37 protein-coding genes are annotated in these 26,608 nt (G+C 38.9%); 35 read left to right on the top strand and 2 right to left on the bottom strand.

The features are described 5' to 3' along the window. Positions 1-8 precede the first annotated feature (8 nt). Positions 9-3,200: a SusC/RagA family TonB-linked outer membrane protein gene (locus KIH23_RS04245; RefSeq protein ID WP_213211419.1), complete on the bottom strand. Its 3,192-nt coding sequence runs from the start codon at positions 3,198-3,200 to the stop codon at positions 9-11. Positions 3,201-3,296: 96 nt separating this feature from the next. Continuing rightward, entirely contained in the window at positions 3,297-4,964 is a 1,668-nt protein-coding gene (locus KIH23_RS04240) for a hypothetical protein (RefSeq protein ID WP_249684773.1), read from the bottom strand. Between the two features lie 179 nt (positions 4,965-5,143). Between KIH23_RS04240 and rpsL the strand changes: the two genes are divergently transcribed. The 35 genes from rpsL to KIH23_RS04065 all read left to right on the top strand — a co-directional run bounded on the left by rpsL (position 5,144) and on the right by KIH23_RS04065 (position 26,574). Beyond that, positions 5,144-5,524: a 30S ribosomal protein S12 gene (gene rpsL / locus KIH23_RS04235; protein ID WP_213211418.1), complete on the top strand. Its 381-nt coding sequence runs from the start codon at positions 5,144-5,146 to the stop codon at positions 5,522-5,524. A 24-nt stretch (positions 5,525-5,548) separates the two neighbouring features. Further along, a complete protein-coding gene (gene rpsG / locus KIH23_RS04230; RefSeq protein ID WP_213211417.1) occupies positions 5,549-6,025 on the top strand; it encodes a 30S ribosomal protein S7 in 477 nt (158 codons plus the stop codon). Positions 6,026-6,030: 5 nt separating this feature from the next. Beyond that, the gene (gene fusA, locus KIH23_RS04225) at positions 6,031-8,187 is read left to right on the top strand and encodes an elongation factor G (protein ID WP_213211416.1); all 2,157 of its coding nucleotides are present in this window, start codon (positions 6,031-6,033) and stop codon (positions 8,185-8,187) included. 11 nt (positions 8,188-8,198) lie between these two features. Next, positions 8,199-8,504: a 30S ribosomal protein S10 gene (gene rpsJ / locus KIH23_RS04220; RefSeq protein WP_091141407.1), complete on the top strand. Its 306-nt coding sequence runs from the start codon at positions 8,199-8,201 to the stop codon at positions 8,502-8,504. A 96-nt stretch (positions 8,505-8,600) separates the two neighbouring features. After that, positions 8,601-9,218 carry a 50S ribosomal protein L3 gene (gene rplC / locus KIH23_RS04215; RefSeq protein ID WP_213211415.1) on the top strand — a complete coding sequence of 206 codons (618 nt, stop codon included), beginning with the start codon at positions 8,601-8,603 and terminating at the stop codon, positions 9,216-9,218. After that, a complete protein-coding gene (gene rplD / locus KIH23_RS04210) occupies positions 9,218-9,847 on the top strand; it encodes a 50S ribosomal protein L4 (RefSeq protein WP_213211414.1) in 630 nt (209 codons plus the stop codon). The genes rplC and rplD overlap by 1 nt, the downstream gene beginning before the upstream one ends. Before the next feature lie 5 nt (positions 9,848-9,852). Then, positions 9,853-10,143, top strand: coding sequence for a 50S ribosomal protein L23 (rplW, locus tag KIH23_RS04205; RefSeq protein ID WP_213211413.1), 291 nt, complete (start codon positions 9,853-9,855; stop codon positions 10,141-10,143). A gap of 14 nt (positions 10,144-10,157) precedes the next feature. Further along, entirely contained in the window at positions 10,158-10,982 is an 825-nt protein-coding gene (rplB, locus tag KIH23_RS04200; RefSeq protein ID WP_213211412.1) for a 50S ribosomal protein L2, read from the top strand. Positions 10,983-10,988: 6 nt separating this feature from the next. Continuing rightward, positions 10,989-11,267: a 30S ribosomal protein S19 gene (gene rpsS, locus KIH23_RS04195; RefSeq protein ID WP_213211411.1), complete on the top strand. Its 279-nt coding sequence runs from the start codon at positions 10,989-10,991 to the stop codon at positions 11,265-11,267. A gap of 6 nt (positions 11,268-11,273) precedes the next feature. Beyond that, positions 11,274-11,684, top strand: coding sequence for a 50S ribosomal protein L22 (rplV, locus tag KIH23_RS04190; protein ID WP_213211410.1), 411 nt, complete (start codon positions 11,274-11,276; stop codon positions 11,682-11,684). A gap of 8 nt (positions 11,685-11,692) precedes the next feature. Further along, a complete protein-coding gene (rpsC, locus tag KIH23_RS04185; protein WP_213211409.1) occupies positions 11,693-12,442 on the top strand; it encodes a 30S ribosomal protein S3 in 750 nt (249 codons plus the stop codon). Positions 12,443-12,460: 18 nt separating this feature from the next. After that, the gene (rplP, locus tag KIH23_RS04180) at positions 12,461-12,886 is read left to right on the top strand and encodes a 50S ribosomal protein L16 (protein WP_213211408.1); all 426 of its coding nucleotides are present in this window, start codon (positions 12,461-12,463) and stop codon (positions 12,884-12,886) included. A gap of 11 nt (positions 12,887-12,897) precedes the next feature. Further along, positions 12,898-13,089, top strand: a complete 192-nt coding sequence (gene rpmC, locus KIH23_RS04175; protein ID WP_213211407.1) for a 50S ribosomal protein L29 — start codon at positions 12,898-12,900, stop codon at positions 13,087-13,089. Positions 13,090-13,104: 15 nt separating this feature from the next. Continuing rightward, complete coding sequence (gene rpsQ, locus KIH23_RS04170) at positions 13,105-13,362, top strand: 30S ribosomal protein S17 (protein WP_213211406.1); 258 nt, start codon at positions 13,105-13,107, stop codon at positions 13,360-13,362. Between the two features lie 2 nt (positions 13,363-13,364). After that, complete coding sequence (gene rplN / locus KIH23_RS04165) at positions 13,365-13,733, top strand: 50S ribosomal protein L14 (RefSeq protein ID WP_007803649.1); 369 nt, start codon at positions 13,365-13,367, stop codon at positions 13,731-13,733. Between the two features lie 11 nt (positions 13,734-13,744). Then, a complete protein-coding gene (gene rplX, locus KIH23_RS04160) occupies positions 13,745-14,059 on the top strand; it encodes a 50S ribosomal protein L24 (protein WP_213211405.1) in 315 nt (104 codons plus the stop codon). Positions 14,060-14,061: 2 nt separating this feature from the next. Continuing rightward, positions 14,062-14,613, top strand: coding sequence for a 50S ribosomal protein L5 (gene rplE / locus KIH23_RS04155; RefSeq protein ID WP_213211404.1), 552 nt, complete (start codon positions 14,062-14,064; stop codon positions 14,611-14,613). Positions 14,614-14,616: 3 nt separating this feature from the next. Continuing rightward, a complete protein-coding gene (gene rpsN, locus KIH23_RS04150; RefSeq protein WP_213211403.1) occupies positions 14,617-14,886 on the top strand; it encodes a 30S ribosomal protein S14 in 270 nt (89 codons plus the stop codon). Positions 14,887-14,993: 107 nt separating this feature from the next. Next, a complete protein-coding gene (rpsH, locus tag KIH23_RS04145) occupies positions 14,994-15,392 on the top strand; it encodes a 30S ribosomal protein S8 (RefSeq protein ID WP_213211402.1) in 399 nt (132 codons plus the stop codon). A 19-nt stretch (positions 15,393-15,411) separates the two neighbouring features. Beyond that, positions 15,412-15,954 carry a 50S ribosomal protein L6 gene (gene rplF / locus KIH23_RS04140; RefSeq protein ID WP_213211401.1) on the top strand — a complete coding sequence of 181 codons (543 nt, stop codon included), beginning with the start codon at positions 15,412-15,414 and terminating at the stop codon, positions 15,952-15,954. Positions 15,955-15,967: 13 nt separating this feature from the next. Continuing rightward, the gene (gene rplR / locus KIH23_RS04135) at positions 15,968-16,318 is read left to right on the top strand and encodes a 50S ribosomal protein L18 (RefSeq protein ID WP_213211400.1); all 351 of its coding nucleotides are present in this window, start codon (positions 15,968-15,970) and stop codon (positions 16,316-16,318) included. A gap of 7 nt (positions 16,319-16,325) precedes the next feature. Next, on the top strand, positions 16,326-16,850 hold the full coding sequence (rpsE, locus tag KIH23_RS04130; RefSeq protein ID WP_213211399.1) for a 30S ribosomal protein S5: 525 nt from the start codon (positions 16,326-16,328) through the stop codon (positions 16,848-16,850). Positions 16,851-16,866: 16 nt separating this feature from the next. Continuing rightward, entirely contained in the window at positions 16,867-17,049 is a 183-nt protein-coding gene (gene rpmD, locus KIH23_RS04125; RefSeq protein ID WP_213211398.1) for a 50S ribosomal protein L30, read from the top strand. An 11-nt stretch (positions 17,050-17,060) separates the two neighbouring features. Continuing rightward, positions 17,061-17,513 (top strand): 50S ribosomal protein L15, encoded by a 453-nt coding sequence (gene rplO / locus KIH23_RS04120; RefSeq protein WP_213211397.1) that lies wholly within the window; start codon positions 17,061-17,063, stop codon positions 17,511-17,513. A 10-nt stretch (positions 17,514-17,523) separates the two neighbouring features. Beyond that, positions 17,524-18,867 carry a preprotein translocase subunit SecY gene (secY, locus tag KIH23_RS04115; protein WP_213211396.1) on the top strand — a complete coding sequence of 448 codons (1,344 nt, stop codon included), beginning with the start codon at positions 17,524-17,526 and terminating at the stop codon, positions 18,865-18,867. Position 18,868: 1 nt separating this feature from the next. Next, positions 18,869-19,084 carry a translation initiation factor IF-1 gene (gene infA / locus KIH23_RS04110; RefSeq protein ID WP_026714631.1) on the top strand — a complete coding sequence of 72 codons (216 nt, stop codon included), beginning with the start codon at positions 18,869-18,871 and terminating at the stop codon, positions 19,082-19,084. A gap of 13 nt (positions 19,085-19,097) precedes the next feature. After that, complete coding sequence (gene ykgO / locus KIH23_RS04105; protein WP_002987490.1) at positions 19,098-19,214, top strand: type B 50S ribosomal protein L36; 117 nt, start codon at positions 19,098-19,100, stop codon at positions 19,212-19,214. A 2-nt stretch (positions 19,215-19,216) separates the two neighbouring features. Beyond that, on the top strand, positions 19,217-19,591 hold the full coding sequence (gene rpsM, locus KIH23_RS04100; protein ID WP_213211395.1) for a 30S ribosomal protein S13: 375 nt from the start codon (positions 19,217-19,219) through the stop codon (positions 19,589-19,591). An 11-nt stretch (positions 19,592-19,602) separates the two neighbouring features. Continuing rightward, positions 19,603-19,986, top strand: coding sequence for a 30S ribosomal protein S11 (rpsK, locus tag KIH23_RS04095; RefSeq protein WP_026714629.1), 384 nt, complete (start codon positions 19,603-19,605; stop codon positions 19,984-19,986). An 89-nt stretch (positions 19,987-20,075) separates the two neighbouring features. Continuing rightward, on the top strand, positions 20,076-20,681 hold the full coding sequence (gene rpsD / locus KIH23_RS04090) for a 30S ribosomal protein S4 (RefSeq protein WP_213211394.1): 606 nt from the start codon (positions 20,076-20,078) through the stop codon (positions 20,679-20,681). Between the two features lie 16 nt (positions 20,682-20,697). Beyond that, a complete protein-coding gene (locus KIH23_RS04085) occupies positions 20,698-21,690 on the top strand; it encodes a DNA-directed RNA polymerase subunit alpha (protein WP_213211393.1) in 993 nt (330 codons plus the stop codon). A gap of 32 nt (positions 21,691-21,722) precedes the next feature. Continuing rightward, the gene (gene rplQ, locus KIH23_RS04080; RefSeq protein ID WP_213211392.1) at positions 21,723-22,280 is read left to right on the top strand and encodes a 50S ribosomal protein L17; all 558 of its coding nucleotides are present in this window, start codon (positions 21,723-21,725) and stop codon (positions 22,278-22,280) included. 318 nt (positions 22,281-22,598) lie between these two features. Beyond that, positions 22,599-23,708, top strand: coding sequence for a glutamine-hydrolyzing carbamoyl-phosphate synthase small subunit (gene carA, locus KIH23_RS04075; protein WP_213211391.1), 1,110 nt, complete (start codon positions 22,599-22,601; stop codon positions 23,706-23,708). Between the two features lie 112 nt (positions 23,709-23,820). Next, positions 23,821-25,107: a phosphopyruvate hydratase gene (eno, locus tag KIH23_RS04070; RefSeq protein ID WP_213211390.1), complete on the top strand. Its 1,287-nt coding sequence runs from the start codon at positions 23,821-23,823 to the stop codon at positions 25,105-25,107. A gap of 183 nt (positions 25,108-25,290) precedes the next feature. Next, a complete protein-coding gene (locus KIH23_RS04065) occupies positions 25,291-26,574 on the top strand; it encodes a citrate synthase (protein WP_213211389.1) in 1,284 nt (427 codons plus the stop codon). Positions 26,575-26,608 lie beyond the last annotated feature (34 nt).

The following is a 26,608-nucleotide window of genomic DNA, read 5'->3' as shown; positions in this document are numbered from 1 at the left end:
AACAATTTTTAGAAGGTTAATTTAAGGCTAGCGCCATAAGCTCTTTGTGACATATTAGCACCAAACTCTCCTTGCTCACTTAGTAAGCCGTCTCCAAATGTAGACAACTCTGGGTCAACATATGAATTGTCATCCGGTGTCCACAACGCCAAGTTTTTGCCATAAATACTAAATGATGCATTTACCAAACCTATTTTTTTAACCAATTTTGAAGGAACGTTATAGGTAAGTGATAAGTCTCTCAAACGAACAAATGTTTTGTCAATGATGTGCGTTTGCTCAACACCCGGATTGTTGTTTTGGTTCCAGAAATCTGTGATACGATCAAAGCTTACCGCAGTTGTGTTTTCTTCATAGGTAACATTACCGGCACCATCAACAACTTCTACAACAGAATTAGGAATGATGAATGGATTTCTTCCGTTGTAGGTAGTTTCAATACCGTTTCCGGTAAAGTGAGACAATTGTTTGGTGTAAGAGTACATTTCACCTCCTTGTTTCCAATCAATACCAAATGATAAGACAAAGTTTTTGTAGGTAAGACGGTTTTTAATACCCAAAACAAAATCTCTTTGCGCATTTCCAACATTTTGCTCATCGTCTGTAACCTTGTAGTAGCCTGTAGCAGGGTCAACAATGTATTGACCTGCAGCATTGGTTTTTGGAACAAAGGTGCTGAATACTCCCAAAGGTTCTCCTTTTACCGCATTGAAAGTAATACCATAGTTAGAGGCTAATTGAATTTTATCTACTCCGCCAGCAATATCAGTTACTTCTGACATGTTTTTGGTAAAGGTTGTGGTAAAATCCCATTGGAAATTTTCGGTTTTAACAGGTACTGCATTCAAAACCAATTCTACACCTTTGTTTGCGATATCCAAAATATTCCCTGTTTGTGATGTATAACCAGTTGATGTAGGTAGAGGTCTAGGGAAAAGTAGATCAGTTGTTTTCTTTGAATAAAAAGACGCGTCAAGATTTAATCTGCTTGTGAACAATCGAGTCTCAAAACCTAATTCAAATTCTGTTGTTCTCTCAGGTTTTAAATTGCCGTTTCCTAGGTTTCCGGCGAACTCATACCCGTTTACTCCACCCACTGGTAAGAGAATGTTTCCAAATCCCAATACAGCATTTCCTTGAGCTAAAGCAGATTCAGTTCTGTATAAATCGGTATCGTTTCCAATAGTTGAAGCGGAGCCTCTTAACTTCAAGAAATAATCATTGCTGTCTAGGGCAACATAACTCAAACTAACCGCAGGATAAAAATATGAATTGGCATTTTGAGGTAAGGTTGAAGTCCAGTCATTACGGCCAGTAACTGTGACGAACAATTTGTTCTTGTACGAAGCTTCAAGTGAACCAAATACGCCGAATGCTTTTCTTAAGTTATCGTTTTGAAGTACATTGGGTTTTACCGATGAATTCGAAAGTTCGTAAAAGTTTGGAATATCTAAATTGGTTATTGAAGCAGTTAAGAATGAACTTCTTCTTTCGTTTGAATTGTAACCTAACATTGCGTTTAAATTGATGTAATCAGTTAACGCAGTGTTATAATTCAACATCAAAGTCGCATCAAACTCAACAAATTCATTGGTGGTTTCAGTAACACCTCCCACAACCGGATTTGTACCCGCTAAAGCTTGTGCAGAACCCGGTTCATATTTAACAATGGCTCCGTAAGATTTTACTTTTTCGGTTCTGTAATCGCCACCGGCTCTATAACTTACCGAGAAGTTTTTGTTAAAAGTATATCCAACCGTGGTGTTTCCGTAGATTCTATTCCCCGTAATTTTGGTTCCGTTTTCATTAACTACCCAATATGGGTTAGATGCATATGGCGTGAAGTAATTGCTGTTGGTGTTGTATGGGTTGTTGGTATAGTCTTCTAAATCAACAACACTAACATCACGCGGAATTTGTAGCATTTCCTGGGTAAGTGTATTTCCTTCGCCGGCATCGTTTCCTTGTCCGGTATTAACCGCATTTTGATCTTTTTTTACATAAGTAAAATTGGCCTTAACGTTCCATTTGTCATTTGATACTCCACCGTTGGCAGAGAATGACTTTCTTTTAAATGAATCATTGTTGGTCGGAATAACACCATCTGAAGTTACATCAGAATAGTTGATTGAAAAATTACTGTTTTCACCACCACCACTCAAACGAATACTGTTTGAGAAGGTTTGGCCAATTTCGTAAAAATCACGGATGTTGTCTTTTAAAGCAACATAAGGCTTGATTTGTTGTGCATTGTTGATGATGGCACCCCAAGGGCGAATTTCACCATTAAATGCAGGCCCCCATGAACCATTTTCATTACTGGCAGTATTTGAGCTTCCGGCCCAGTTTGACCATGAAAAACCTGACCAGCCTTGTCCGAAATCATTTTGTAAGTGAGGAACTCTGGCAACTTCAGAATATTCAGATGAAGTGATGATTTCAACCCCAATTTTTGATTTGTTTTTGGCAGATTTTGTTGTAATAACAATTACCCCGGCTCCGGCTCTCGAACCATATAAGGCAGATGCGGCGGCTCCTTTGAGTACCGTCATGCTCTCAATGTTGTTCGGATCTAAATCGCTTAGCCCATTACCACCATCGAAACTACGGGTGTTGCCGGTTCTACTTGATGTGTCATTGTTGATTGGTGTTCCGTCTATTACGTAAAGAGGACTGCTTCCACCAATAGTTAACGAGTTGTACCCGCGAATTACAACTTTTGTTGATGCTCCTACTTGTGCAGGTGCAGTAATGTCAACACCGGCAAGTTTCCCGGATAATGATTCAAAAACGTTGGTGTTGTTGACTTCAGTTAAGTCTTTTGAACTTACTGTAGCTGTGGCATAACCCAACTCACGTTTTTGTTTTTTAATGCCGAGTGCGGTAACAACCACTCCTTCTAATTGAAGTGATTCATCACTCATTTTTACTTTCATGTTGGCCGCGGCCTTCATCTCCTGTGTTTTGAATCCTAAGAAACTAAAAACAAGTACTTGCCCTTCTTTGGCAGAAAGTTTAAACTTTCCGTCGAAGTCGGTTTGAATACCGTCTTTGGTTCCTTTAACCAAAACATTAACGCCTGGAAGAGGCATTCCGGCCTGATCCGTGACAGTACCGCTAACGGCCATGTCTTGTGCAAATGTTATTTGCACCATTAACACCATAAGTAGTGTTAAAATTCGATTAAACTTAAGTTTCATTGTGGGTAATTTTGAATTAGCCCGATAAAATTCTAAAATTCCTGTTAAATAACCTAATATGCGTGCATATTTTTTATCCACAACTTTAAAAAAAGGTTAAAAAATAGTTTTGAAACTAAGATGAATTAATGCGTTAGAAGCTTTAATGTCTGTAGTTTGATTGCTTCCGTTGGCATAAATCAAGTTCAATAAACCATTTTTTGTAATTACACCCAATCCGATTCCTAAACCGATTAAATTTCCGCTTTTGTCAATAGTTTTGTCTTGAAAGTAGCCGTAGTCGATAATTGTGTATAAATAAAAGTTGGGTGATGGAATATATCTGTACTCACTCAAAATTGAGTTAAAAAGATTTGCTTGAAGGCTGTTTTCGTTAAATCCGCGAATTGAATTGATTCCGCCAAATCTATAAAGCTCATTGGTTATATAATTATTGCTGTTTAGGTAAAAGTTTTCACTCTTAAGTGAGATGTTGTTTTTTGAATTTAGGTATATAATGTGGCTTGTGGTTAATTGTCCAAAAAACTGTTGGTCTTGGTTGGTCTTTGAGCTTCTTGATCCAGCTCCGATTTTTAAATCGATTTTGGTTTTTTCGGCAAACAAGTAATTGTCGGGCTTCCAATCTGTAAACTCAAATTCTGAAGTTACAAATTGATTACTGTAATCATTGAGTATTTGGGTGTTTTGATTTTGAATGTCGCTAGATTCCGTTGATTGGTATCCTAAATATAAGCGTGTGCTATAATTGAAAAAATATCCCAGGTCAAGATTGGTTTTGGTGTTTTGAAAAGTACTGTCTTGTTTGAAGATATTCAACTGCGCTTTAATGCCCAATGGACTTTTAAAGATATAAGGCAAATTGATGTTGGTGTTAAATGTTTTTTGGTCTTTTCCGTCGCTCTTCCAATACAGTGAAAAAGTTTCGCCTGATTTTAAAAGATTGTTCAGTGTCAAATCAAGGTATCCGTTTACGGTTAGTTTTTTGGTTTCGCTGTTGGTAAAACCTACGAAGCCTTCAAAGTTATTGGCCTTTGCTTTTTCTAGATAACAATAAATTTTGGTTGAATCTGGTTTGAAAAGAATTTCCGGATATCTGGTTTGTCTGATAAATCTGAATTTGTCAATCTCTGAGGCGAAACTTTTTAAATTTTGTTGACTAAAGATTCTTTTTCTGTAATTTTTTTTGAGTTGTTTTAAATGACTTGCCGGAAAATTTACGTCACCTTTAATAACAATATCGTCAAAATGTCTTTCGCTTTCAGTTTTTATCTCGAGGTTAGCAAATAGTTTTTGGTGGTTGCGTGTGATATTGGTGAGTTTGACTTGTGATAAAGCCCAACCTTTCTTTTCAAGAAGATTTAAGATTTGTTGTAAATATTTTTCTGTCTCAGAATAAGTGACTTTGACGGTGTCTGTTTTAGTGTCAATTATTTCGAGTTTTTTAAGGGGTGAATCTTTACCTATATATATATGCAACTCCTTTACTTGATTTCCAAGTTTTATTCTGAAAGCAAAAACCGAGTCATTCACTTTTTCTTGCCTGATAACTTCAGATTCTATGTACCCAATAGTTTGAAGTTTTTTATGGAACAAGTTGAATTCATCAATAATGCTTTTCAGGCTTTCAAATTTTGCATTGTATCCGATTGAGTCGATGCGTTTTTGTTCTACTCTGTTTTCGGCTATAATTTTTAGATATTGTTTTTGAGCCAGAGCATTTCCGGATAAAAGCAACATAATCAAAAAGTAAAAAAACTTTTTCAAAATCAATTTCCTTAGGTCAAATGTAACGCAAAAAACCACACTTTATCGTATGATGTAAAATGTTGAAGAATACGTTTGAAAATTAATGAATTAAGATTTGTTTTGAAAAAAAATATTTCTACATTTGCAACCCCGTAAAAAGCGGGAATTTATAACATAATATTTTTTTAGTATTAATTATGCCAACAATTCAACAATTAGTAAGAACTGGAAGAACCCAGATAACTAAGAAGAGTAAATCGGTTGCTTTAGATTCTTGTCCACAAAGAAGAGGCGTATGTACGCGTGTTTACACCACGACACCTAAAAAGCCAAACTCAGCGATGCGTAAAGTTGCGCGTGTGCGTTTGACAAACGGTAACGAGGTGAATGCTTACATCCCAGGAGAAGGTCACAACTTACAAGAGCACTCGATAGTATTAGTTAGGGGAGGAAGGGTAAAAGATTTACCGGGAGTTAGATACCACATCGTTCGTGGAGCGCTTGATACATCAGGTGTTGCCGGAAGAACGCAAAGAAGATCTAAATACGGAGCTAAACGCCCTAAAGACAAAAAGTAATCTAAAAACTTTTAAAGAAAAGACATGAGAAAAAGACAGGCTAAAAAAAGACCTCTTTTACCAGATCCTAAATTTAACGATCAATTGGTTACGCGTTTCGTAAACAACTTGATGTGGGATGGTAAAAAATCAACTGCTTTCAAAGTGTTCTACGATGCTATTGATATCGTTGAATCTAAAAAGCAGGATGCTGAGAAGTCAGCGCTTGAAATCTGGAAAGATGCATTGACTAATGTAATGCCGCACGTAGAAGTTCGTTCGCGTCGTGTAGGTGGAGCTACTTTCCAAATTCCAATGCAAATCAGACCAGATCGCAAAATTTCAGTTGCGATGAAATGGTTGATTCTCTATGCTCGTAAAAGAAACGAGAAATCTATGGCTCAAAGACTTGCTTCAGAAGTTTTGGCTGCTGCCAGAGAAGAAGGAGCTGCTGTTAAAAAGAGAATGGATACCCACAAAATGGCAGAAGCTAATAAAGCATTCTCTCACTTTAGATTTTAATTAAGATGGCAAGAGATTTAAAATTCACTAGAAATATCGGAATTGCCGCGCATATTGATGCCGGTAAAACAACTACTACAGAGCGTATTTTGTTCTATACGGGTAAGTCTCACAAAATTGGTGAGGTGCACGATGGTGCGGCTACTATGGACTGGATGGCTCAGGAGCAAGAGCGTGGTATTACCATTACTTCTGCTGCTACAACTTGTGAGTGGAGTTTTCCAACTGTTCAAGGTAAATTAATTCCAGAATCAAAACCATATCACTTCAATATTATTGATACTCCAGGACACGTTGATTTTACCGTTGAGGTAAACCGTTCATTGCGTGTATTAGATGGATTGGTATTCTTGTTTTCTGCGGTTGACGGTGTTGAGCCGCAATCAGAAACCAACTGGCGTTTGGCTGACCAATACCGCGTTCCTCGTATGGGATTTGTTAATAAAATGGACCGTCAAGGTTCAAACTTCTTAGGAGTTTGTCAACAAGTTCGCGATATGTTGAAATCAAATGCAGTAGCGATTACTTTGCCAATTGGTGAAGAAGCTGATTTCAAAGGTGTGGTTGATTTGGTTAAGAACCAAGCTATTGTATGGCATGATGAAACGCAAGGAGCTACTTTTGATATTGTAGATATTCCTGCTGATATGGTTGCTGAGGTAAAAGAATACCGTTCAATTTTGATTGAAGCAGTTGCTGAGTACGATGAGAACTTGCTTGATAAATACATGGAAGATGAAAACTCAATCACTGAGGAAGAAATCAACAATGCGTTAAGAGCTGCTACCATTGATATGGCGATCATTCCGATGATTGCTGGTTCATCATTTAAAAACAAAGGTGTTCAATTTATGTTGGATGCTGTATGTAAATATTTACCATCTCCACTTGACAAAGAAGGTATTCAAGGTATTCACCCTGATGATGCTGATTTGTTAGAAGAAGATCAAACTAAAATTTTACGTCGTCCAGATGTAAACGAGCCATTTGCTGCTTTGGCATTTAAAATTGCTACCGATCCATATGTTGGTCGTTTGGCGTTCTTCCGTGCTTATTCAGGTCGTTTAGATGCAGGTTCTTATATCTTGAACACACGTTCAGGTAACAAAGAGCGTATTTCTCGTATTTACCAAATGCACGCGAACAAACAAAACCCAATCGAATATATCGAGGCGGGTGATATCGGAGCTGCTGTAGGTTTCAAAGACATCAAGACAGGTGATACTATGTGTGATGAAAAACACCCAATCATCCTTGAGTCAATGAAATTCCCTGATCCGGTAATTGGTATCGCTATCGAGCCTAAAACTAAAGCAGACGTTGATAAAATGGGTATGGCTTTGGCTAAATTGGCTGAAGAAGATCCAACGTTTACAGTTAGAACTGATGAGGCTTCAGGTCAAACCATTATTTCTGGTATGGGTGAGCTTCACTTAGATATCTTGGTAGACCGTATGAAACGTGAGTTCAAAGTTGAAGTAAATCAAGGAGAGCCACAAGTTGAGTACAAAGAAGCCTTTACAAAATCAGCGCAACATCGCGAGGTTTACAAAAAACAATCGGGTGGTCGTGGTAAATTCGGTGACATCGTATTCCGTTTACAACCTGCTGATGAAGTAGATGGTAAAGTTCCTGTAGGTTTGCAATTTGTGAACGAAGTAAAAGGAGGTAACGTTCCTAAAGAATTTATTCCGGCTGTAGAAAAAGGTTTCCGCGAAGCTATGAAGCAAGGTCCTTTAGCTGGTTATGTGGTTGATAGTTTAAAAGTTACTCTTTTGGACGGTTCATATCACCCGGTAGATTCTGATGCGCTTTCTTTTGAATTGGCTGCTAAAATGGGTTACAAAGAAGTAGCAAAAGCTGCTGGAGCTGTAATTCTTGAGCCAATCATGAAAATCGAAGTAATTACTCCAGAAGAAAATATGGGTGATATCGTTGGTGACTTGAACAGAAGAAGAGGTCAAGTAAACGACATGGGAGACAGAGCTGGTGCTAAAACTATTAAAGCACACGTTCCTTTGTCAGAAATGTTCGGTTATGTAACTACTTTGAGAACACTTTCTTCTGGTAGAGCAACTTCAACTATGGAGTTCTCTCACTACGAACAAACTCCTTCTAATATTTCAGAAGAAGTAATTAAAAAAGCAAAAGGTAACGCTTAATTCTTAACAAGATGAGTCAAAAAATCAGAATAAAATTGAAGTCTTACGATCATATGTTGGTGGACAAATCATCAGAGAAGATCGTAAAAACAGTAAAAAGTACTGGTGCTGTAGTGACAGGTCCTATTCCGTTGCCTACGCATAAAAAACTTTTCACCGTATTGCGTTCTCCGCACGTAAACAAAAAAGCGAGAGAGCAATTCGAAGTAATGTCATACAAAAGATTGATTGATATTTATTCATCATCTTCAAAAACCATTGATGCGCTTATGAAATTAGAGTTGCCAAGTGGTGTTGAAGTTGAAATCAAAGTGTGATCATAAAAACATCTAGGTAAAAGTACCGGGATTTCGGTCTCGGTACTTTACTTATGTCTAAATCAAAAAGAATTTATTAATTATTAATTATTTTATATGTCTGGGTTAATTGGTAGAAAAATCGGCATGACCAGCATTTTCGATGAGAACGGGAAAAACATTCCTTGTACTGTAATCGAAGCTGGACCATGTGTTGTTACCCAAGTCAGAACCAATGAGGTTGACGGGTATGAAGCGTTGCAACTTGGTTTCGATGACAAAGATGAGAAACATTCCACTAAAGCGGCTGTTGGTCACTTTAAAAAAGCTGGAACTGTAGCTAAGAAAAAAGTCGTTGAATTCAAAGATTTCGCAACAGAACAAAAATTAGGTGACGTTATCGACGTAACTATTTTTGAAGAAGGTGAATTTGTAGATATTCAAGGAGTATCTAAAGGAAAAGGTTTCCAAGGTGTTGTTAAACGTCACGGTTTTGGTGGTGTTGGACAATCAACTCACGGTCAGCACAACCGTTTGAGAGCGCCTGGATCTGTGGGTGCATCCTCTTATCCTTCACGTGTATTCAAAGGAATGCGAATGGCTGGAAGAATGGGAGCTGATAATGTTAAAGTTCAAAACCTTAGAGTTTTAAAAGTGGTAGCTGACAAAAACCTTTTACTTGTTAAAGGGTGTATTCCAGGACACAATAACTCTTATGTAATCATTCAGAAGTAATGGAAGTAAAAGTTTTAGATAAAACCGGAAAAGAAACAGGTAGAAAAGTACAACTTTCTGACTCTGTTTTCGCTATTGAGCCTAACAACCACGCGATTTATTTAGATGTTAAACAATACTTGGCTAACCAAAGACAAGGAACGCATAAAGCTAAAGAACGTGCTGAAGTAATCGGAAGTACCCGCAAAATCAAAAAGCAAAAAGGTACTGGTACGGCTCGTGCAGGAAGTAAAAAAAGTCCATTGTTCAAAGGTGGAGGTACTGTATTCGGACCACGTCCGCGCAGCTACTCATTCAAATTGAACAAAACTTTGAAGCGTTTGGCTAGAAAATCAGCTTTGACATTAAAAGCTAAAGAGTCAAACTTAATCGTAGTTGAAGACTTTGATTTTGAAGCGCCAAGCACCAAAAATTTCCTTACTGTATTGAAAGCTTTGGGCTTAGATAACAAAAAATCTTTGTTCGTGTTGGGTGATACAAATAAAAATGTATATTTGTCCTCACGCAATTTAAAGGCGTCTAGCGTTGTAACTAGCTCAGAATTAAACACTTATGCTGTTTTAAACGCTAATAATTTAGTACTTTTAGAGAGTTCTTTAGAAGGAATTGAAGAAAATTTAAGTAAATAATTAGGATGAGCATCATAATTAAACCTATCGTAACTGAGAAAGTAACCAAACAAGGTGAGGTGCTGAATCAATTTGGTTTTGTGGTAAACAAGAAAGCCAACAAAGTAGAGATTAAGAAAGCGGTTGAAGCTGCTTATGGGGTTTCTGTGGTTTCTGTTAATACTATGAATGTAAGACCAGATCGTTCAGTTAAATACACTAAGAGCGGACTGATCAGCGGAAAGACGAACGCTTTCAAAAAAGCGATTGTTCAAGTACAAGAAGGAGAAACAATTGATTTTTATAACAACATCTAATAAGAGGCAGCATTATGTCAGTTAGAAAACTAAAACCTATTACCCCGGGCCAGCGTTTTAGAGTTGTGAATAGTTTTGACGCTATCACGACTGATAAGCCGGAACGCTCATTGTTAGCGCCGATAAAAAGCTCTGGAGGTAGAAATAGTCAAGGAAAGATGACCATGCGTTACACAGGCGGTGGTCACAAAAAACGTTATCGTGTTATTGATTTTAAAAGAACTAAAGCTGGAATCCCTGCTACAGTTAAATCAATTGAATACGATCCAAACAGAACGGCGTTCATCGCTTTGTTGGCTTATGCTGATGGAGAGAAAACGTATGTAATTGCCCAAAATGGTTTGCAAGTGGGTCAGACAGTAGTGTCTGGTGAAGGTGCACAACCAGAAATCGGCAACAGCATGCCATTAAGCAAAATTCCTTTGGGAACTGTTATTTCATGCATCGAATTGCGTCCTGGTCAAGGAGCTGTTATTGCTCGTTCGGCTGGAACATTTGCGCAATTGATGGCGAGAGACGGAAAATATGCTACCATCAAAATGCCTTCAGGTGAGACAAGATTGATCTTGTTAACTTGTTCGGCTACGATTGGAGCAGTGTCTAACTCTGATCACCAATTAATCGTTTCAGGTAAAGCAGGTAGATCAAGATGGTTGGGCAGAAGACCAAGAACAAGACCGGTAGCAATGAACCCTGTTGATCACCCAATGGGTGGTGGTGAAGGACGTTCATCTGGAGGTCACCCACGTTCAAGAAAAGGTCTTCCGGCTAAAGGTTACAGAACACGTGCCTTGGCTAATCCGAGCAATAAGTATATTGTAGAACGCAGAAAGAAATAATAAGATATGGCACGTTCATTAAAGAAAGGACCTTACGTTCACTATAAATTAGAGAAAAAAGTTCTGGATAATGTTGAAAATGGAAACAAAGGCGTGGTGAAAACCTGGTCAAGAGCTTCTATGATTACTCCAGACTTTGTTGGGCAAACCATCGCTGTACACAACGGACGTCAATTCGTTCCTGTGTATGTGACTGAAAACATGGTTGGGCACAAATTAGGAGAGTTTTCACCAACTAGATCTTTTAGAGGTCATGCTGGAGCAAAAAATAAAGGTAAAAAATAAGAAGTCATGGGAGTTCGTAAAAGAGAAACAGCAAATGCAAGAAAAGAATCGAACAAATCGATTGCTTTTGCAAAATTGAATAACTGCCCTACTTCACCTAGAAAAATGCGCTTAGTAGCAGACTTGGTAAGAGGTCAGAAGGTAGAAAGAGCGTTGAATATTTTAAGATTCAGCACTAAAGAAGCTTCACGCAAATTAGAAAAACTTTTGTTGTCTGCGATCAATAACTGGGAGCAGAAGAATGAAGGCGGAAACGTAGCTGAAGCAGGCTTAATCGTGAAAGAAATCCGTGTTGATGGTGGTATGATGTTGAAAAGACTTCGTCCGGCTCCACAAGGAAGAGCACACAGAATTAGAAAACGTTCTAACCACGTAACGATCGTATTAGGACAATTAGATAACACACAAAGCAATTAATAAACAGTATGGGACAAAAGACAAATCCAATCGGAAACAGACTTGGTATCATCAGAGGTTGGGATTCTAACTGGTTTGGCGGTAATGACTACGGCGACAAAATCGCTGAGGATTACAAAATCAGAAAGTACATCCACGCTCGTTTATCAAAAGCTAGTGTATCAAAAGTAATCATTGAAAGAACTTTGAAACTTGTAACCGTTACTATCACTACGGCTCGTCCAGGTATCATCATTGGTAAAGGCGGTCAAGAGGTAGACAAGCTCAAAGAAGAATTGAAAAAGATTACAGACAAAGAGGTTCAAATCAACATCTTTGAAATCAAAAGACCTGAATTAGATGCTTTTCTAGTTGCGTCAAGCATCGCTCGTCAAATCGAAAGCCGTATTTCATACAGAAGAGCAATTAAAATGGCCATTGCTGCTTCAATGCGTATGAATGCAGAAGGAATCAAAGTTATGATTTCTGGTCGTTTAAACGGTGCTGAGATGGCTCGTTCAGAGAATTTCAAAGAAGGACGTATTCCTCTATCAACTTTCAGAGCTGACATCGATTATGCTTTGGCTGAAGCGCATACTACTTATGGTCGTATGGGTATCAAAGTATGGATCATGAAAGGTGAAGTTTACGGCAAGAGAGATCTTTCTCCGCTTGTAGGAATGGACAAAAAACAAGCTGCTGGCGGAAAAGGCGATGCTCCTAGAGGAGAACGCAAATCTGTTAAAGGCGGAAAAGGTGAAGCTCGTAAGAGAAAGTAATTTTTAAATTAAAGAAAAATGTTACAGCCTAAAAGAACAAAATACCGCAAGGTACAAAAAGGTAGAATGAAAGGAAATGCCAATCGTGGTCATGAACTTTCTAACGGTATGTTCGGAATTAAATCAGTACACGAAACAGGTATGTTCCTAACCTCACGTCAAATTGAAGCTGCTCGTATTGCTGCAACTCGTTACATGAAACGTGAAGGTCAGTTATGGATTAAAATCTTCCCAGATAAGCCTATTACCAAAAAGCCTCTAGAGGTTCGTATGGGTAAAGGTAAAGGTGCCGTTGAATATTGGGCAGCTGTTGTTAAACCAGGAAGAATGATGTTTGAAGTAGGTGGGGTGCCATTAGCAGTTGCAAAAGAAGCATTGCGTTTGGCCGCTCAAAAACTACCTGTAAAAACTAAATTCGTTGTAGCCAGAGATTTCGAAGCATAATATTAAGCATTATGAAACAAAAAGAAATTAAAGATCTTTCCGTAGCAGAGTTACAGGAAAAATTGACTCAGACAAAAAAAACCTATAACGATCTCAAAATGGCTCATGCGATTTCTCCTATTGAGAATCCTATGCAAATCAGATCAGTTCGCAGAACTGTTGCCAGATTAGCAACTGAGCTTACCAAAAGAGAGTTACAATAATTAAAGTAGCTGAAAATGGAAAAAAGAAATTTAAGAAAAGAGAGAATCGGTGTGGTTACTTCAAACAAAATGGACAAGTCTATTGTTGTTGCACAAGTAACTAAAGTAAAGCACCCGTTATACGGTAAATTCGTATTGAAAACGAAAAAATACGTAGCACACGACGAAACAAATGACTGCAACATTGGCGATACTGTGAGAATCAGCGAAACGCGTCCACTCAGTAAATCAAAATGTTGGAGATTAGTTGAAATCATTGAAAGAGCGAAATAATTATGGTACAACAGGAATCAAGACTAAAAGTAGCAGACAACACGGGAGCAAAAGAAGTTCTTACCATCCGTGTTTTAGGAGGAACGAAACGTCGTTATGCCTCTGTTGGTGACAAGATTGTAGTATCTATTAAAGACGCTACTCCAAACGGAAACGTTAAAAAAGGAGCGGTTTCAACTGCAGTAGTTGTACGTACCAAAAAAGAAGTGAGAAGAGCCGATGGTTCTTACATCCGTTTCGATGACAATGCATGTGTTCTTTTGAACGCTGCAGGTGAAATGAGAGGTACACGTGTTTTTGGTCCGGTTGCGAGAGAATTGCGCGAGAAACAATTCATGAAAATTGTATCACTAGCACCTGAAGTGCTTTAATATTGAAGAATATGACAAAGCTAAAAATCAAATCGGGCGATACTGTAAAAGTAATTGCCGGTGACCATAAAGGTGCTGAAGGCAAAGTTCTTAAAGTAGACCGTGAGAAAAACAAAGCGATTGTTGAAGGGGTAAACATGGTGTCTAAACACACTAAGCCAAGTGCTAAAAACCCACAAGGCGGAATCGTTAAGAAAGAAGCTCCTATCCATATTTCAAACATTGCTTTGATTGATCCAAAATCTAAAAAAGCAACCCGTGTTGGAATCAAAGTAGAAGGAGACAAAAAAGTAAGAGTTTCTAAAAAATCTAATCAAGTATTATAGTTATGGCTTATACACCAAGACTTAGAGAAGAATATAAGAGTCGCGTAGTCGCTGCTCTTAAAGAAGAATTCGCATACAAAAATGTAATGCAGGTTCCTAGATTAGAGAAAATTGTTGTAAGCAAAGGAGTTGGTGCAGCGGTTTCTGACAAGAAATTGATTGATTATGCTGTTGACGAGTTGACAAAAATCACAGGTCAAAAAGCGGTAGCTACGATTTCTAAAAAAGACGTTGCTTCTTTCAAATTGAGAAAAGGAATGCCAATTGGTGCCAAAGTTACTTTGCGCGGCGATAGAATGTATGAATTCCTTGATCGTTTGATTACTTCAGCTTTGCCACGTGTACGTGACTTCGGCGGAATCAAAGCTACTGGTTTTGACGGAAGAGGTAACTACAACTTGGGTGTATTGGAGCAAATTATCTTCCCTGAAATTGACATTGATAAAGTGAACAAAATCTCAGGTATGGATATTACTTTTGTAACCAATGCTCAAACAGACAAAGAAGCAAAATCATTATTAGCTGAACTAGGATTACCTTTTAAAAAGAATTAAGATATGGCTAAAGAATCAATGAAAGCCCGTGAGGTAAAAAGAGCTAAAACGGTTGCTAAATACGCTGAGAAAAGAAAAGCTTTAATTGAAGCCGGAGATTATGAAGGCTTACAAAAGTTACCTAAAAACGCTTCGCCAGTTCGTATGCACAATCGTTGCAAACTTACCGGTAGACCAAGAGGTTATATGCGTCAGTTTGGTATCTCGCGTGTAACGTTCCGTGAAATGGCCAATCAAGGGTTAATTCCAGGAGTAAAAAAAGCCAGCTGGTAACAGTTGGCATTGCCTTTTGATAAAGGTAAAGTAAATAACAGAGTATAATTGGTAGCAGGTTCGAAGAAATAGTTTCTATTGAAAACCACTACCGCAAATCAATAAACATGTATACAGATCCAATTGCGGATTATTTGACAAGAATCAGAAACGCTGTGGCAGCAAACCACAAAGTTGTTGAGATTCCTGCTTCTAATCTGAAAAAAGAAATCACAAAAATCTTGTTTGATCAAGGTTACATCTTAAGTTACAAGTTTGAACAGAATACCGTTCAGGGTTCTATCAAAATTGCTTTGAAGTATGATAAAGATACTAAAGAGCCTGTAATCAAAGATATTCAAAGAATTAGTAAACCGGGTTTACGTAAGTATGCTGGCGCTGCCAAATTGCCTAGAATCCTTAATGGATTAGGTATAGCAATCGTTTCAACTTCTAAAGGTTTGATGACCGGAAAGCAAGCGAAACAATTGAACGTGGGTGGTGAGTTAATTTGCTACGTATACTAATATTTAAAGACGAAGAAAGATGTCAAGAATAGGTAAAAACCCCATCACAATCCCTGCAGGTGTTACTGTAGAGGTTACTGATTCAAACGTAACCGTAAAAGGGAAATTAGGTCAACTATCACAAGATTACTCAGATGTAACTGTAAAAGTTGAAGAAGGTAGCGTTCTCGTTGAGCGTTCTTCTGACCACAAAGATCAAAGAGCAAAACACGGTTTGTACCGTGCGCTAATCAACAACATGATTACCGGTGTATCTGTTGGTTTCACCAAAGAACTTGAATTGGTTGGAGTAGGTTATAGAGCTTCAAACCAAGGACAGAAATTGGATTTGGCTTTAGGTTTTTCACACAACATTGTTTTAGAAATCGCTCCAGAAGTAAAATTGGAAACCATTTCTGAAAAAGGTAAAAACCCAATTGTAAAACTAACTTCTCACGATAGACAATTGTTGGGTCAAGTTTCTGCTAAAATCAGAAGCTTCCGTAAACCGGAGCCATACAAAGGAAAAGGAGTTAAGTTTGTAGACGAAGTATTAAGAAGAAAAGCAGGTAAATCAGCTTAAAAAAGATAACATTATGTCATTAACAAAATCTGATAGAAGACAGAGAATTAGATTCAGAATTAGAAAGATAGTTAGCGGTACTGCTGCTAAACCAAGACTTTCTGTGTTCAGAAGCAATAAAGAGATCTATGCACAACTTATCGACGATGTGAATGGAGTTACTTTGGCAGCTGCCTCTTCAAGAGAAAAAGGAGTAAATAAAGGAACTAACGTTGAAGTTGCAGGTGCAGTTGGAAAACTCATCGCAGAGAAAGCGTTGAAAGCTGGGGTTGATACAGTTACTTTCGATAGAGGAGGTTATTTATACCACGGCCGTATTAAATCACTAGCTGAAGGCGCAAGAGAAGCCGGGCTTAAATTCTAATATTATCATGTCTAATAAGTATAAAAACATAGAAATAGTAAAACCCATCGGTCTTGAATTAAAAGATCGTTTGGTAGCGGTAAATCGTGTTACTAAAGTAACTAAAGGTGGTAGAGCATTTGGCTTTTCTGCTATTGTTGTAGTAGGCGATGAGCACGGTGTAGTAGGTCACGGTTTAGGTAAATCTAAAGACGTTTCTGAGGCGATTGCTAAAGCAGTTGAAGATGCTAAGAAAAACTTGGTGCGTATTCCACTTGCTGGTCAATCAGTTCCACACGAACAAAAAGGTAAATTTGGCGGAGCACGTGTATTTTTGATGCCAGCTTCTCACGGTACCGGAGTAATTGCCGGTGGTGCAGTTCGTGCCGTACTTGAGTCAGTGGGTATTCACGATGTATTGTCAAAATCACAAGGATCATCTAATCCACACAACGTGGTAAAAGCTACGTTTGATGCTTTGATGCAAATGAGAAGCGCTCATACGGTTGCCAAACAAAGAGGTGTTTCTTTAGAGAAAGTATTTAAAGGTTAATTCACAAGGAGAAATTATGGCTAAATTATTAGTAAAACAAATCAGAAGCAAAATCAACTGCCCATTGACTCAAAAAAGAGGTTTGGAAGCATTAGGATTGCGCAAAATGGGTCAGGTAGTTGAACACGATTCAAATCCTGCCATCCTTGGAATGATAAATAAAGTTAAACACTTAGTTTCCGTTGAGGAAGTTAAATAAAAATCATAGTTATGAATTTAAGTAACTTACAACCAGCTGAAGGTTCAACGCACAATCAGAATAAAAGAGTAGGACGCGGAGAAGGTTCTGGAAAAGGGGGCACTGCTGCAAGAGGTCACAAAGGAGCTAAGTCTCGTTCGGGTTATTCTAAAAAGATTGGTTTTGAAGGTGGTCAAATGCCGCTTCAAAGACGTGTTCCTAAGTTTGGATTCAAAAACATCAATCGTGTAGAATATCAAGGTGTTAATCTAGATACATTACAAGCTTTAGTTGACAACGGAATGGTTACCGATACAGTAGATATGTCTGTATTTGTGACCAATCGCTTAGCTACCAAAAACGAAGTTGTAAAAATTTTGGGTAGAGGTGAATTGAAAGCTAAATTAAAAGTATCTGCTCACAAGTTTACTGCCACTGCAAAAGCTGCTATTGAAGCTGCTGGTGGAGAAGCTGTAACCCTATAATTTTCTTACGATGAAGAAGTTTTTTGAATCATTAGCCAATGTTTGGAAAATCGAGGAGCTGAAAAACAGAATCCTTTTCACTTTAGGACTTTTGTTGGTGTACCGTTTTGGTGCGCACGTTACCCTTCCGGGTATTGATGCATCACAATTGCACAGTCTGGCAGGTCAAACCAAAAATGGTATTGGTTCAATTTTGGACATGTTTACCGGGGGAGCTTTCTCAAAAGCTTCAGTATTTGCCTTGGGTATCATGCCGTATATTTCTGCTTCGATTGTAGTTCAGCTTATGGGAATTGCGATTCCATATTTGCAAAAACTTCAAAAGGACGGAGAGAGCGGTAGAAAAAAACTCAACCAAATTACCCGTTGGTTGACCATTGTAATTACATTGGTTCAAGGCCCTGGTTACATTTACAATTTGTACAGAACCATTCCTTCAAGTGCATTCTTGTTAGGTTTTGACTCATTCAGTTTCTTGTTCTCATCGGTATTGATCTTGACCACCGGAACTATTTTCGCGATGTGGTTGGGTGAGAAAATTACAGATAAAGGAATCGGAAATGGTATTTCGCTTTTGATTATGGTGGGTATTTTGGCTCGCCTTCCACAAGCATTTATCCAAGAGTTTACTTCAACTATTACTAATAATAACGGTGGACCAATGTTGTTGGTGCTTGAAGTTATTATTTGGTTGTTGGTCATTATTGCCTGTGTATTGTTGGTTATGGCTGTTCGAAGAATTCCGGTTCAATACGCACGTCGTACAACTACAGGTGATTTTGAACAAGATATGATGGGCGGAAACAGACAATGGATTCCATTGAAATTGAATGCTGCCGGTGTTATGCCAATCATCTTTGCTCAAGCCATTATGTTCATTCCTGCAGCTCTTGCTGGTTTGTCTCAAACTGAGACATCTCAATCAGTTGCGGCTGCGTTTAGTGATATGTTTGGTTTTTGGTATAATTTTGTTTTTGCTTCATTGATTGTAATCTTTACATTCTTTTACACTGCAATTACAGTTCCTACCAATAAAATGGCCGATGATTTAAAAAGAAGCGGTGGATTTATTCCCGGAATTCGTCCCGGAGTTGAAACCTCTGATTATCTAGATCACATTATGTCCTTAATTACATTCCCTGGTTCATTATTCCTTGCTTTAATTGCTGTGTTCCCAGCTATTATAGTTGGTTTGGGTGTACAACAATCATGGGCTATGTTCTTCGGAGGCACGTCTTTGATTATTATGGTTGGTGTTGCGATTGATACCATCCAACAGATCAATTCATATTTGTTGAACAAGCATTATGATGGTTTGATGAAGAGCGGTAAAAACAGAAAAGCAGTAGCTTAATATGGCAAAGCAATCAGCAATAGAACAAGACGGATCAATCATTGAAGCATTGTCCAATGCAATGTTTCGCGTAGAATTAGAAAATGGACACGTTGTAATTGCGCACATTTCAGGTAAAATGCGTATGCATTATATCAAGTTGCTTCCAGGCGACAAAGTTAAACTTGAAATGAGCCCTTACGATTTGTCAAAAGCAAGAATTACTTACAGATACTAAAATATTAAAAAAGATGAAAGTAAGAGCATCAGTAAAGAAACGTAGTGCCGAGTGCATCATCGTTCGTAGAAAAGGAAGATTATACGTAATCAACAAAAAGAATCCTAGATTCAAACAAAGACAAGGATAATTATGGCAAGAATAGCAGGGGTAGACATCCCAAAAAACAAAAGAGGAGTTATCGCTTTGACCTATATCTTCGGAATTGGAAAAAGCCGTGCTAGCGAAATTTTGGCTCAAGCTAACGTTAGCGAAGACATCAAAGTTCAAGAATGGAATGATGAGCAAATCGGTGCTATCCGTGATGCAGTTTCACAATTCAAAATTGAAGGTGAATTGCGCTCAGAAACTTCATTAAACATCAAACGTCTCATGGACATCGGATGTTACAGAGGAATCCGTCACAGATCTGGTCTTCCGCTTAGAGGTCAAAGAACCAAAAACAACTCTAGAACGAGAAAAGGTAAGAGAAAAACTGTTGCTAACAAGAAAAAAGCAACTAAATAATAAGTAATAATATGGCTAAAGCAACTACAAAAAAGCGTAAAGTTATCGTTGAGTCAACGGGTGAAGCTCATATTAGTGCCACTTTCAACAACATCATTATTTCACTCACCAACAAAAAAGGTGAAGTGATTTCTTGGTCTTCTGCCGGTAAAATGGGATTCAGAGGTTCTAAAAAGAACACTCCTTATGCTGCGCAAATGGCTGCTGAAGATTGCAGCAAAGTAGCTCTTGAGGCTGGACTTAAGAAAGTAAAAGTGTATGTGAAAGGACCGGGTAACGGACGTGAGTCTGCGATTCGTTCAATTCACAACGGTGGTATTGAAGTAACTGAAATCATTGACGTTACACCTATGCCGCACAACGGATGTCGTCCTCCTAAAAGACGTAGAGTTTAATACTCAAAATTTATAGTATAACCTAGGCAGGTTCTCGATTATCGAAGGATAAGACCTGAATTCATAATCGCTGCCTTAAACAATTTAAAATGGCAAGATATACTGGTCCAAAAACAAAAATCGCCCGTAAGTTTGGCGAAGCTATTTTCGGAGATGACAAAGCCTTCGAAAAAAGAAATTACCCTCCAGGACAACACGGTTTGGCTAAAAAGAGAGGTAAAAAATCTGAGTACGCTGTCCAATTGATGGAGAAGCAAAAAGCAAAATATACCTACGGAATCCTTGAAAAACAATTCCGTGGATTGTTCGAAAAAGCATCAGCTGCTCGTGGAGTAACTGGTGAAGTTTTGATTCAACTTTGCGAAAGCCGTTTAGACAACGTAGTATTCAGAATGGGTATTGCTTCTTCAAGAAGAGCTGCCCGTCAAATCGTTTCTCACCGTCACATTACGGTAAATGGTGAAGTGGTCAACATCCCTTCATACCAATTGAAACCTGGCGATAAAGTTGCCGTTCGTGAAAAATCAAAATCATTGGAATCAATTGAGCGTTCATTGTCAAATTCTGCACATGTATATGAGTGGATTACTTGGAACAATGACACCAAAGAAGGAACATTCGTTTCTGTTCCTGCTAGATTGCAGATTCCTGAAAATATCAAGGAACAACTCATCGTCGAATTGTACAACAAATAATAACTAAGACGTAACTATGGCATTATTTAATTTTCAGAAGCCCGATAAAGTGATCATGATCGATTCTACCGATTTTGAAGGTAAATTTGAATTCAGACCTTTAGAACCTGGTTACGGATTGACTGTGGGCAACGCACTCAGAAGAGTTATGCTTTCTGCTTTAGAAGGCTATGCAATTACTTCTGTTCGTATTGAAGGCGTTGACCATGAGTTCTCTACAATTTCTGGAGTTGTTGAAGATGTTACCGAAATCATCTTGAATTTGAAACAAGTTCGTTTCAAACGTCAAATCGAAGATGTCGATAACGAATCTGTGACTATTTCGGTTACAGGAAAAGACCAACTAACAGCGGGCGATTTCCAAAAATTCATTTCTGGTTTCCAAGTATTGAATCCTGAATTGGTGATCTGCAACATGGATAGCAAAATCAAGCTCAACATCGAATTGACGATTGAAAAAGGGCGCGGTTATGTATCTGCAGAAGAGAACAAAAAGCAAAATGCTGCTATTGGTACTATCTTTACCGATTCAATCTATACTCCGGTAATCAATGTGAAGTACGCGATCGAAAACTTCCGTGTGGAGCAAAAAACGGATTACGAAAAACTGATTTTCGAAATCAAGACCGACGGTTCGATCAATCCGAAAGACGCCTTGACAGAAGCTGCCAAAGTATTGATTCACCACTTCATGTTGTTCTCTGATGAGCGCATTACCCTTGAGGCTGATGAAATCGCACAAACAGAATCATATGATGAAGAATCATTGCACATGAGACAATTGCTCAAAACCAAATTGGTTGATATGGACTTGTCAGTGCGTGCCTTGAACTGTTTGAAAGCAGCTGAAGTAGAGACTTTAGGTGACTTGGTATCGTTCAACAAAAATGACTTGATGAAGTTCCGCAACTTCGGTAAAAAATCTTTGACAGAACTGGATGAATTAGTTGCTGTGAAGAATTTAACTTTCGGAATGGACTTATCAAAATACAAATTAGACAAAGATTAATCTAAGCCCACTGAGGTTTAAATTTTACAGAAATGAGACACGGAAAGAAAATAAATCACTTAAGCAGACAGTCTGGACACAGAAAAGCTATGTTGGCTAATATGGCTTGTTCATTGATCGAGCACAAGCGCATCAATACGACTGTTGCTAAAGCTAAGGCCTTAAAACAATATGTTGAGCCTTTGATTACAAAATCAAAAGAAGATACTACGCACAATCGTCGTATCGTGTTCTCTTACTTGAAAAGCAAATATGCGGTAACAGATTTGTTCCGCGATGTAGCAGCTAAAGTAGGAGATCGTCCGGGTGGTTACACTCGTATCATCAAGTTGGGGAATCGTCTAGGAGATAACGCTGATATGGCGATGATCGAATTAGTTGACTTCAACGAATTGTACAACGGAGGCAAAAAAGAGGTTAAGAAAACTAAAAGCCGTCGTGGAGGTAAAGCTAAAGCAGCTGAAACCAAAGCAGAAGCTCCAAAAGTTGAAGAGCCTAAAGCTGAAGAGCCAATTGTTGAAACTACAGAGCAAGCTCCTGAAGCTCCAGAAGCTGCTGCTGAAGAAACCAACGAAGAGAACGCTGAGTAATGAATTCAGAATTCTAAATATCAAGGGACAAGACATTAGTTTTGTCCCTTTTTTTATGTCTTTTCAAACCATTCTAAAAATCAGAAGCGAAACATCATGTTTCACCACCAACACCTGTCCCGCTTTGCGTTGCAATCTTTTAAAATCGCTTCCCGCTGCTTCACACCGGAAGCCCATTTTAAAAGGATTTCCACGTCAATCGGGGCTATCCATAAAATCTCTTTTTCAAAACATGTTCATAAACGCTCATAAAAAAGCAATCTCTTGACTTTGTAACCTAAAGCGATACCATTAAATTTGCGCAACAACACACAACTCATGACATACACAACCCGACCTCAAGCTATTTTACTTTTGGCCGATGGCACTGTTTTTTACGGTAAATCCATTGGTGTTTCCGGAACCACTTTTGGCGAAGTTTGCTTCAACACCGGAATGACCGGCTATCAAGAAATTTTTACCGATCCGTCGTATTTCGGACAAATCATGGTGGCGGCCAATGTCCACATCGGAAACTACGGCGTCAATGCAGAAGAAATCGAATCTGATTCGGTCAAAATCTCCGGCCTGGTTTGCCGCAATTTTAGTTTTAATCATTCCCGCCCGGATTCAGAAGGCTCTTTGTATGATTACTTTGAAAAACAAAACCTGGTTGTAATTTCAGATGTTGATACGCGCGCACTGGTCAGTTACATCCGCGACAACGGTGCCATGAATGCGGTTATTTGCACTGATGGAACTCCGATTGAAGAACTCAAAAAACAATTAGCCCAAGTTCCGAATATGAAAGGCTTGGAATTGGCTTCAAAAGTTTCGGTTCGTGAGCCTTATTTTTTCGGAAATCCATCAGCCACACACAAAATTTCTGCGCTTGATTTGGGTATTAAAACCAACATTTTGCGTCATTTGGCTCAGCGTGATTGTTATATAAAAGTCTTTCCGTACAACACGCCGTTTTCAGAATTGCAAGCTTTTGAGCCTGATGGTTATTTCTTATCCAATGGGCCCGGTGATCCCGAACCACTCACTGAGGTGATTGCTACTGCGCAGCAAATGATGGCTTCTAACCAACCTGTTTTTGGCATCTGCCTTGGGCATCAGATTTTAGCTTTGGCCAATGGCGTTTCTACCTATAAAATGTTCAACGGTCACCGCGGAATCAATCATCCGGTCATGAATTTGCTCACGGGCAAAGGCGAAATTACTTCGCAAAACCACGGATTTGCCGTCAACAGAGAGCAACTAGAAGCACATCCTGATTTAGAAATCACGCATTATCATCTCAATGATCAAACGGTGGCGGGAATGCGCATGAAATCAAAACCTGTTTTTTCAGTGCAATACCATCCTGAAGCCAGTCCCGGCCCACATGATTCGAGCTATTTGTTCGACGATTTTGTAGGCTTACTCAAAACTGTAGTGCACTAAATCGTTATCGTTGATAAGATTCAGAAAAATAGGCTTGATAAAATATCAGATGCGATATATTTGTAAAACAACAACACCAAAATTGATTATTTAAAATTTAAAATAGAAAATTATGAGCATTATCGTAAAAATTCATGCAAGGCAGATTTTAGATTCCAGAGGAAATCCAACCATTGAAGTTGATGTAGTTACCGAGAACGGCGTTTTGGGTCGTGCTGCGGTTCCGTCAGGAGCTTCAACCGGAGAACACGAAGCTGTTGAATTGCGTGATGGCGGTAAAGCCTACATGGGTAAAGGCGTGATGAAAGCGGTTGAAAATGTCAACATCAAAATAGCCGAAGAATTACTTGGAACTTCTGTGTTTGAACAAAACTTGATTGATCAGCGTATGATTGAGCTTGATGGAACACCCAATAAATCAAACCTTGGCGCCAACGCTATTTTAGGCGTTTCATTGGCTGTGGCTAAAGCCGCTGCGAATGAATTAGGCATGCCATTGTATCGCTATGTGGGCGGAGTTTCTGCGCATACGCTTCCGGTGCCGATGATGAACATCATCAACGGAGGTTCGCATTCAGATGCTCCGATTGCCTTTCAAGAATTCATGATCATGCCGGTCAAAGCCAAAAACTTCACACATGCGATGCAAATGGGTACCGAAATTTTCCACAACCTTAAAAAAGTATTGCACGATCGCGGTTTATCAACAGCGGTGGGCGATGAAGGTGGTTTTGCTCCGAATTTAGCAGGCGGAACCGAAGACGCTTTAGACACCATCAAGAAAGCAGTTGAAAATGCAGGTTATCGTTTTGGCGATGAAGTCATGATTGCCTTAGATTGTGCTGCTTCAGAATTCTACAAAGACGGAACATACGATTACAGCAAATTTGAAGGTCCAACCGGAAAAGTACGATCGTCTAAAGAACAAGCCGAATATCTGGCTGAACTCAGCAAAAACTATCCCATCATATCTATTGAAGACGGTATGTATGAAGACGATTGGGACGGTTGGAAATATTTGACCGAACTCATCGGCGACAAAGTGCAACTCGTGGGCGACGATTTATTTGTAACCAACGTGCAACGTTTGTCCACCGGAATTGAGAAAGGCATTGCTAATTCAATACTCGTCAAAGTAAACCAAATCGGAACTTTATCTGAAACCATAGCCGCGGTCAATATGGCACACAATGCAGGTTATACTTCGGTGATGTCGCACCGCTCGGGCGAAACCGAAGACAACACCATTGCTGATTTAGCGGTAGCATTAAACTGTGGCCAAATCAAAACCGGATCAGCCTCGCGTTCTGATCGTATGGCCAAATACAATCAACTTTTGCGCATCGAAGAAGAATTGGGCGATACGGCTTATTTCCCGGGTGAGCGCGCTTTTAAATAATTAATCAATTCATAAATATAACCCGTCTTCATGGCGGGTTTTTTGTTTTACCAATCAGTATATACTAATCTTGCAATTTTTATAATATTATTAACGAAATCGTTGTCAAATTCTTTTTCTATTTCATTTTGAATTCCCTAGTTTTGTTAAATTATTATTCCAATAAAAATTTCCTTAAATATTATGTCAAAAATTGCTACACTCGAGTTAGACGGCAAAAAGTATGAGTTTCCGGTTATTGTCGGAAGCGAAAACGAAGTCGGTATCGACATCAACAAATTGCGCGACTTATCTGGAGCCATTACTATGGATCCGGGTTACAAAAATTCAGGTTCTTGTACCAGCGAAATTACTTTCCTCGACGGTGAAGAAGGTATTTTGCGTTACCGCGGATACGCCATTGAAGATCTGGCTGACAAAGCTGATTTCCTAGAAGTAGCTTTCCTAATCATCTTCGGTGAATTGCCAACAAAACAGCAATTGACACAATTTGAAAACGATATTCGCAAGTATACTTTGGTCAATGAAGAGATGAAAAACATCATCGACGGTTTCCCGAAAACTGCGCATCCTATGGGTGTTCTTTCTTCATTAACCAGTGCGCTTACGGCTTTTAACCCGAAAGTAGTCAATGTTGACAATGAAAAAGAAATGTATGAGGCCGTTTGCAAAACCATGGGTAAATTCTTGGTGATTGCTACCTGGACGTACCGCAAAATGATGGGTTATCCACTCAACTATTACGATAACACCAAAGGTTACGTTGAGAATTTCATGCATTTGATGTTTGCTTTACCCACAGGGCCGTACAGCGCTAATCCGGTCGTGATTGACGCTTTAGATAAATTGTTCATCTTGCATGCTGATCACGAACAAAACTGCTCGACTTCAACCGTTAGAATTGTGGGTTCATCACATGCCGGATTGTTTGCCTCAATTTCTGCAGGTGTTTCTGCTTTGTGGGGGCCATTACACGGCGGAGCCAATCAAGCGGTTTTAGAAATGCTCGAAGAAATTCACAAAAACGGTGGTGATTGCGATAAGTACATGGCCAAAGCCAAAGATAAAGACGATCCGTTTAGATTGATGGGCTTCGGACATCGCGTATACAAAAACTTTGATCCACGTGCGCGCATCATCAAAAAAGCGGCGGATGAAGTATTACAAACTTTAGGAGTGAATGATCCGATCTTGGACATTGCCAAAAAACTCGAAGAAGCTGCCTTGGTTGACGATTATTTCGTTTCAAGAAAATTGTATCCAAACGTAGATTTCTATTCGGGAATCATCTACAGAGCTTTAGGAATTCCAACCGATATGTTTACGGTGATGTTTGCCATTGGCCGTCTTCCGGGCTGGATTGCTCAATGGAAAGAAATGCGTATCAACAAAGAACCTATTGGCCGTCCGCGTCAAATTTACACCGGACATCCGTTGCGTGATTTCAAACCGATGAATCAGCGATAATCAAATTTCAGTTACAGAGAAAGCCACTCCAACG

The organism is Flavobacterium sp. CYK-55, from assembly GCF_018413465.1.
Classification (GTDB): domain Bacteria; phylum Bacteroidota; class Bacteroidia; order Flavobacteriales; family Flavobacteriaceae; genus Flavobacterium.
The sequence above is the reverse complement of the archived record's forward strand: the minus strand, read 5'-3'. Positions and strand labels throughout refer to the sequence as shown.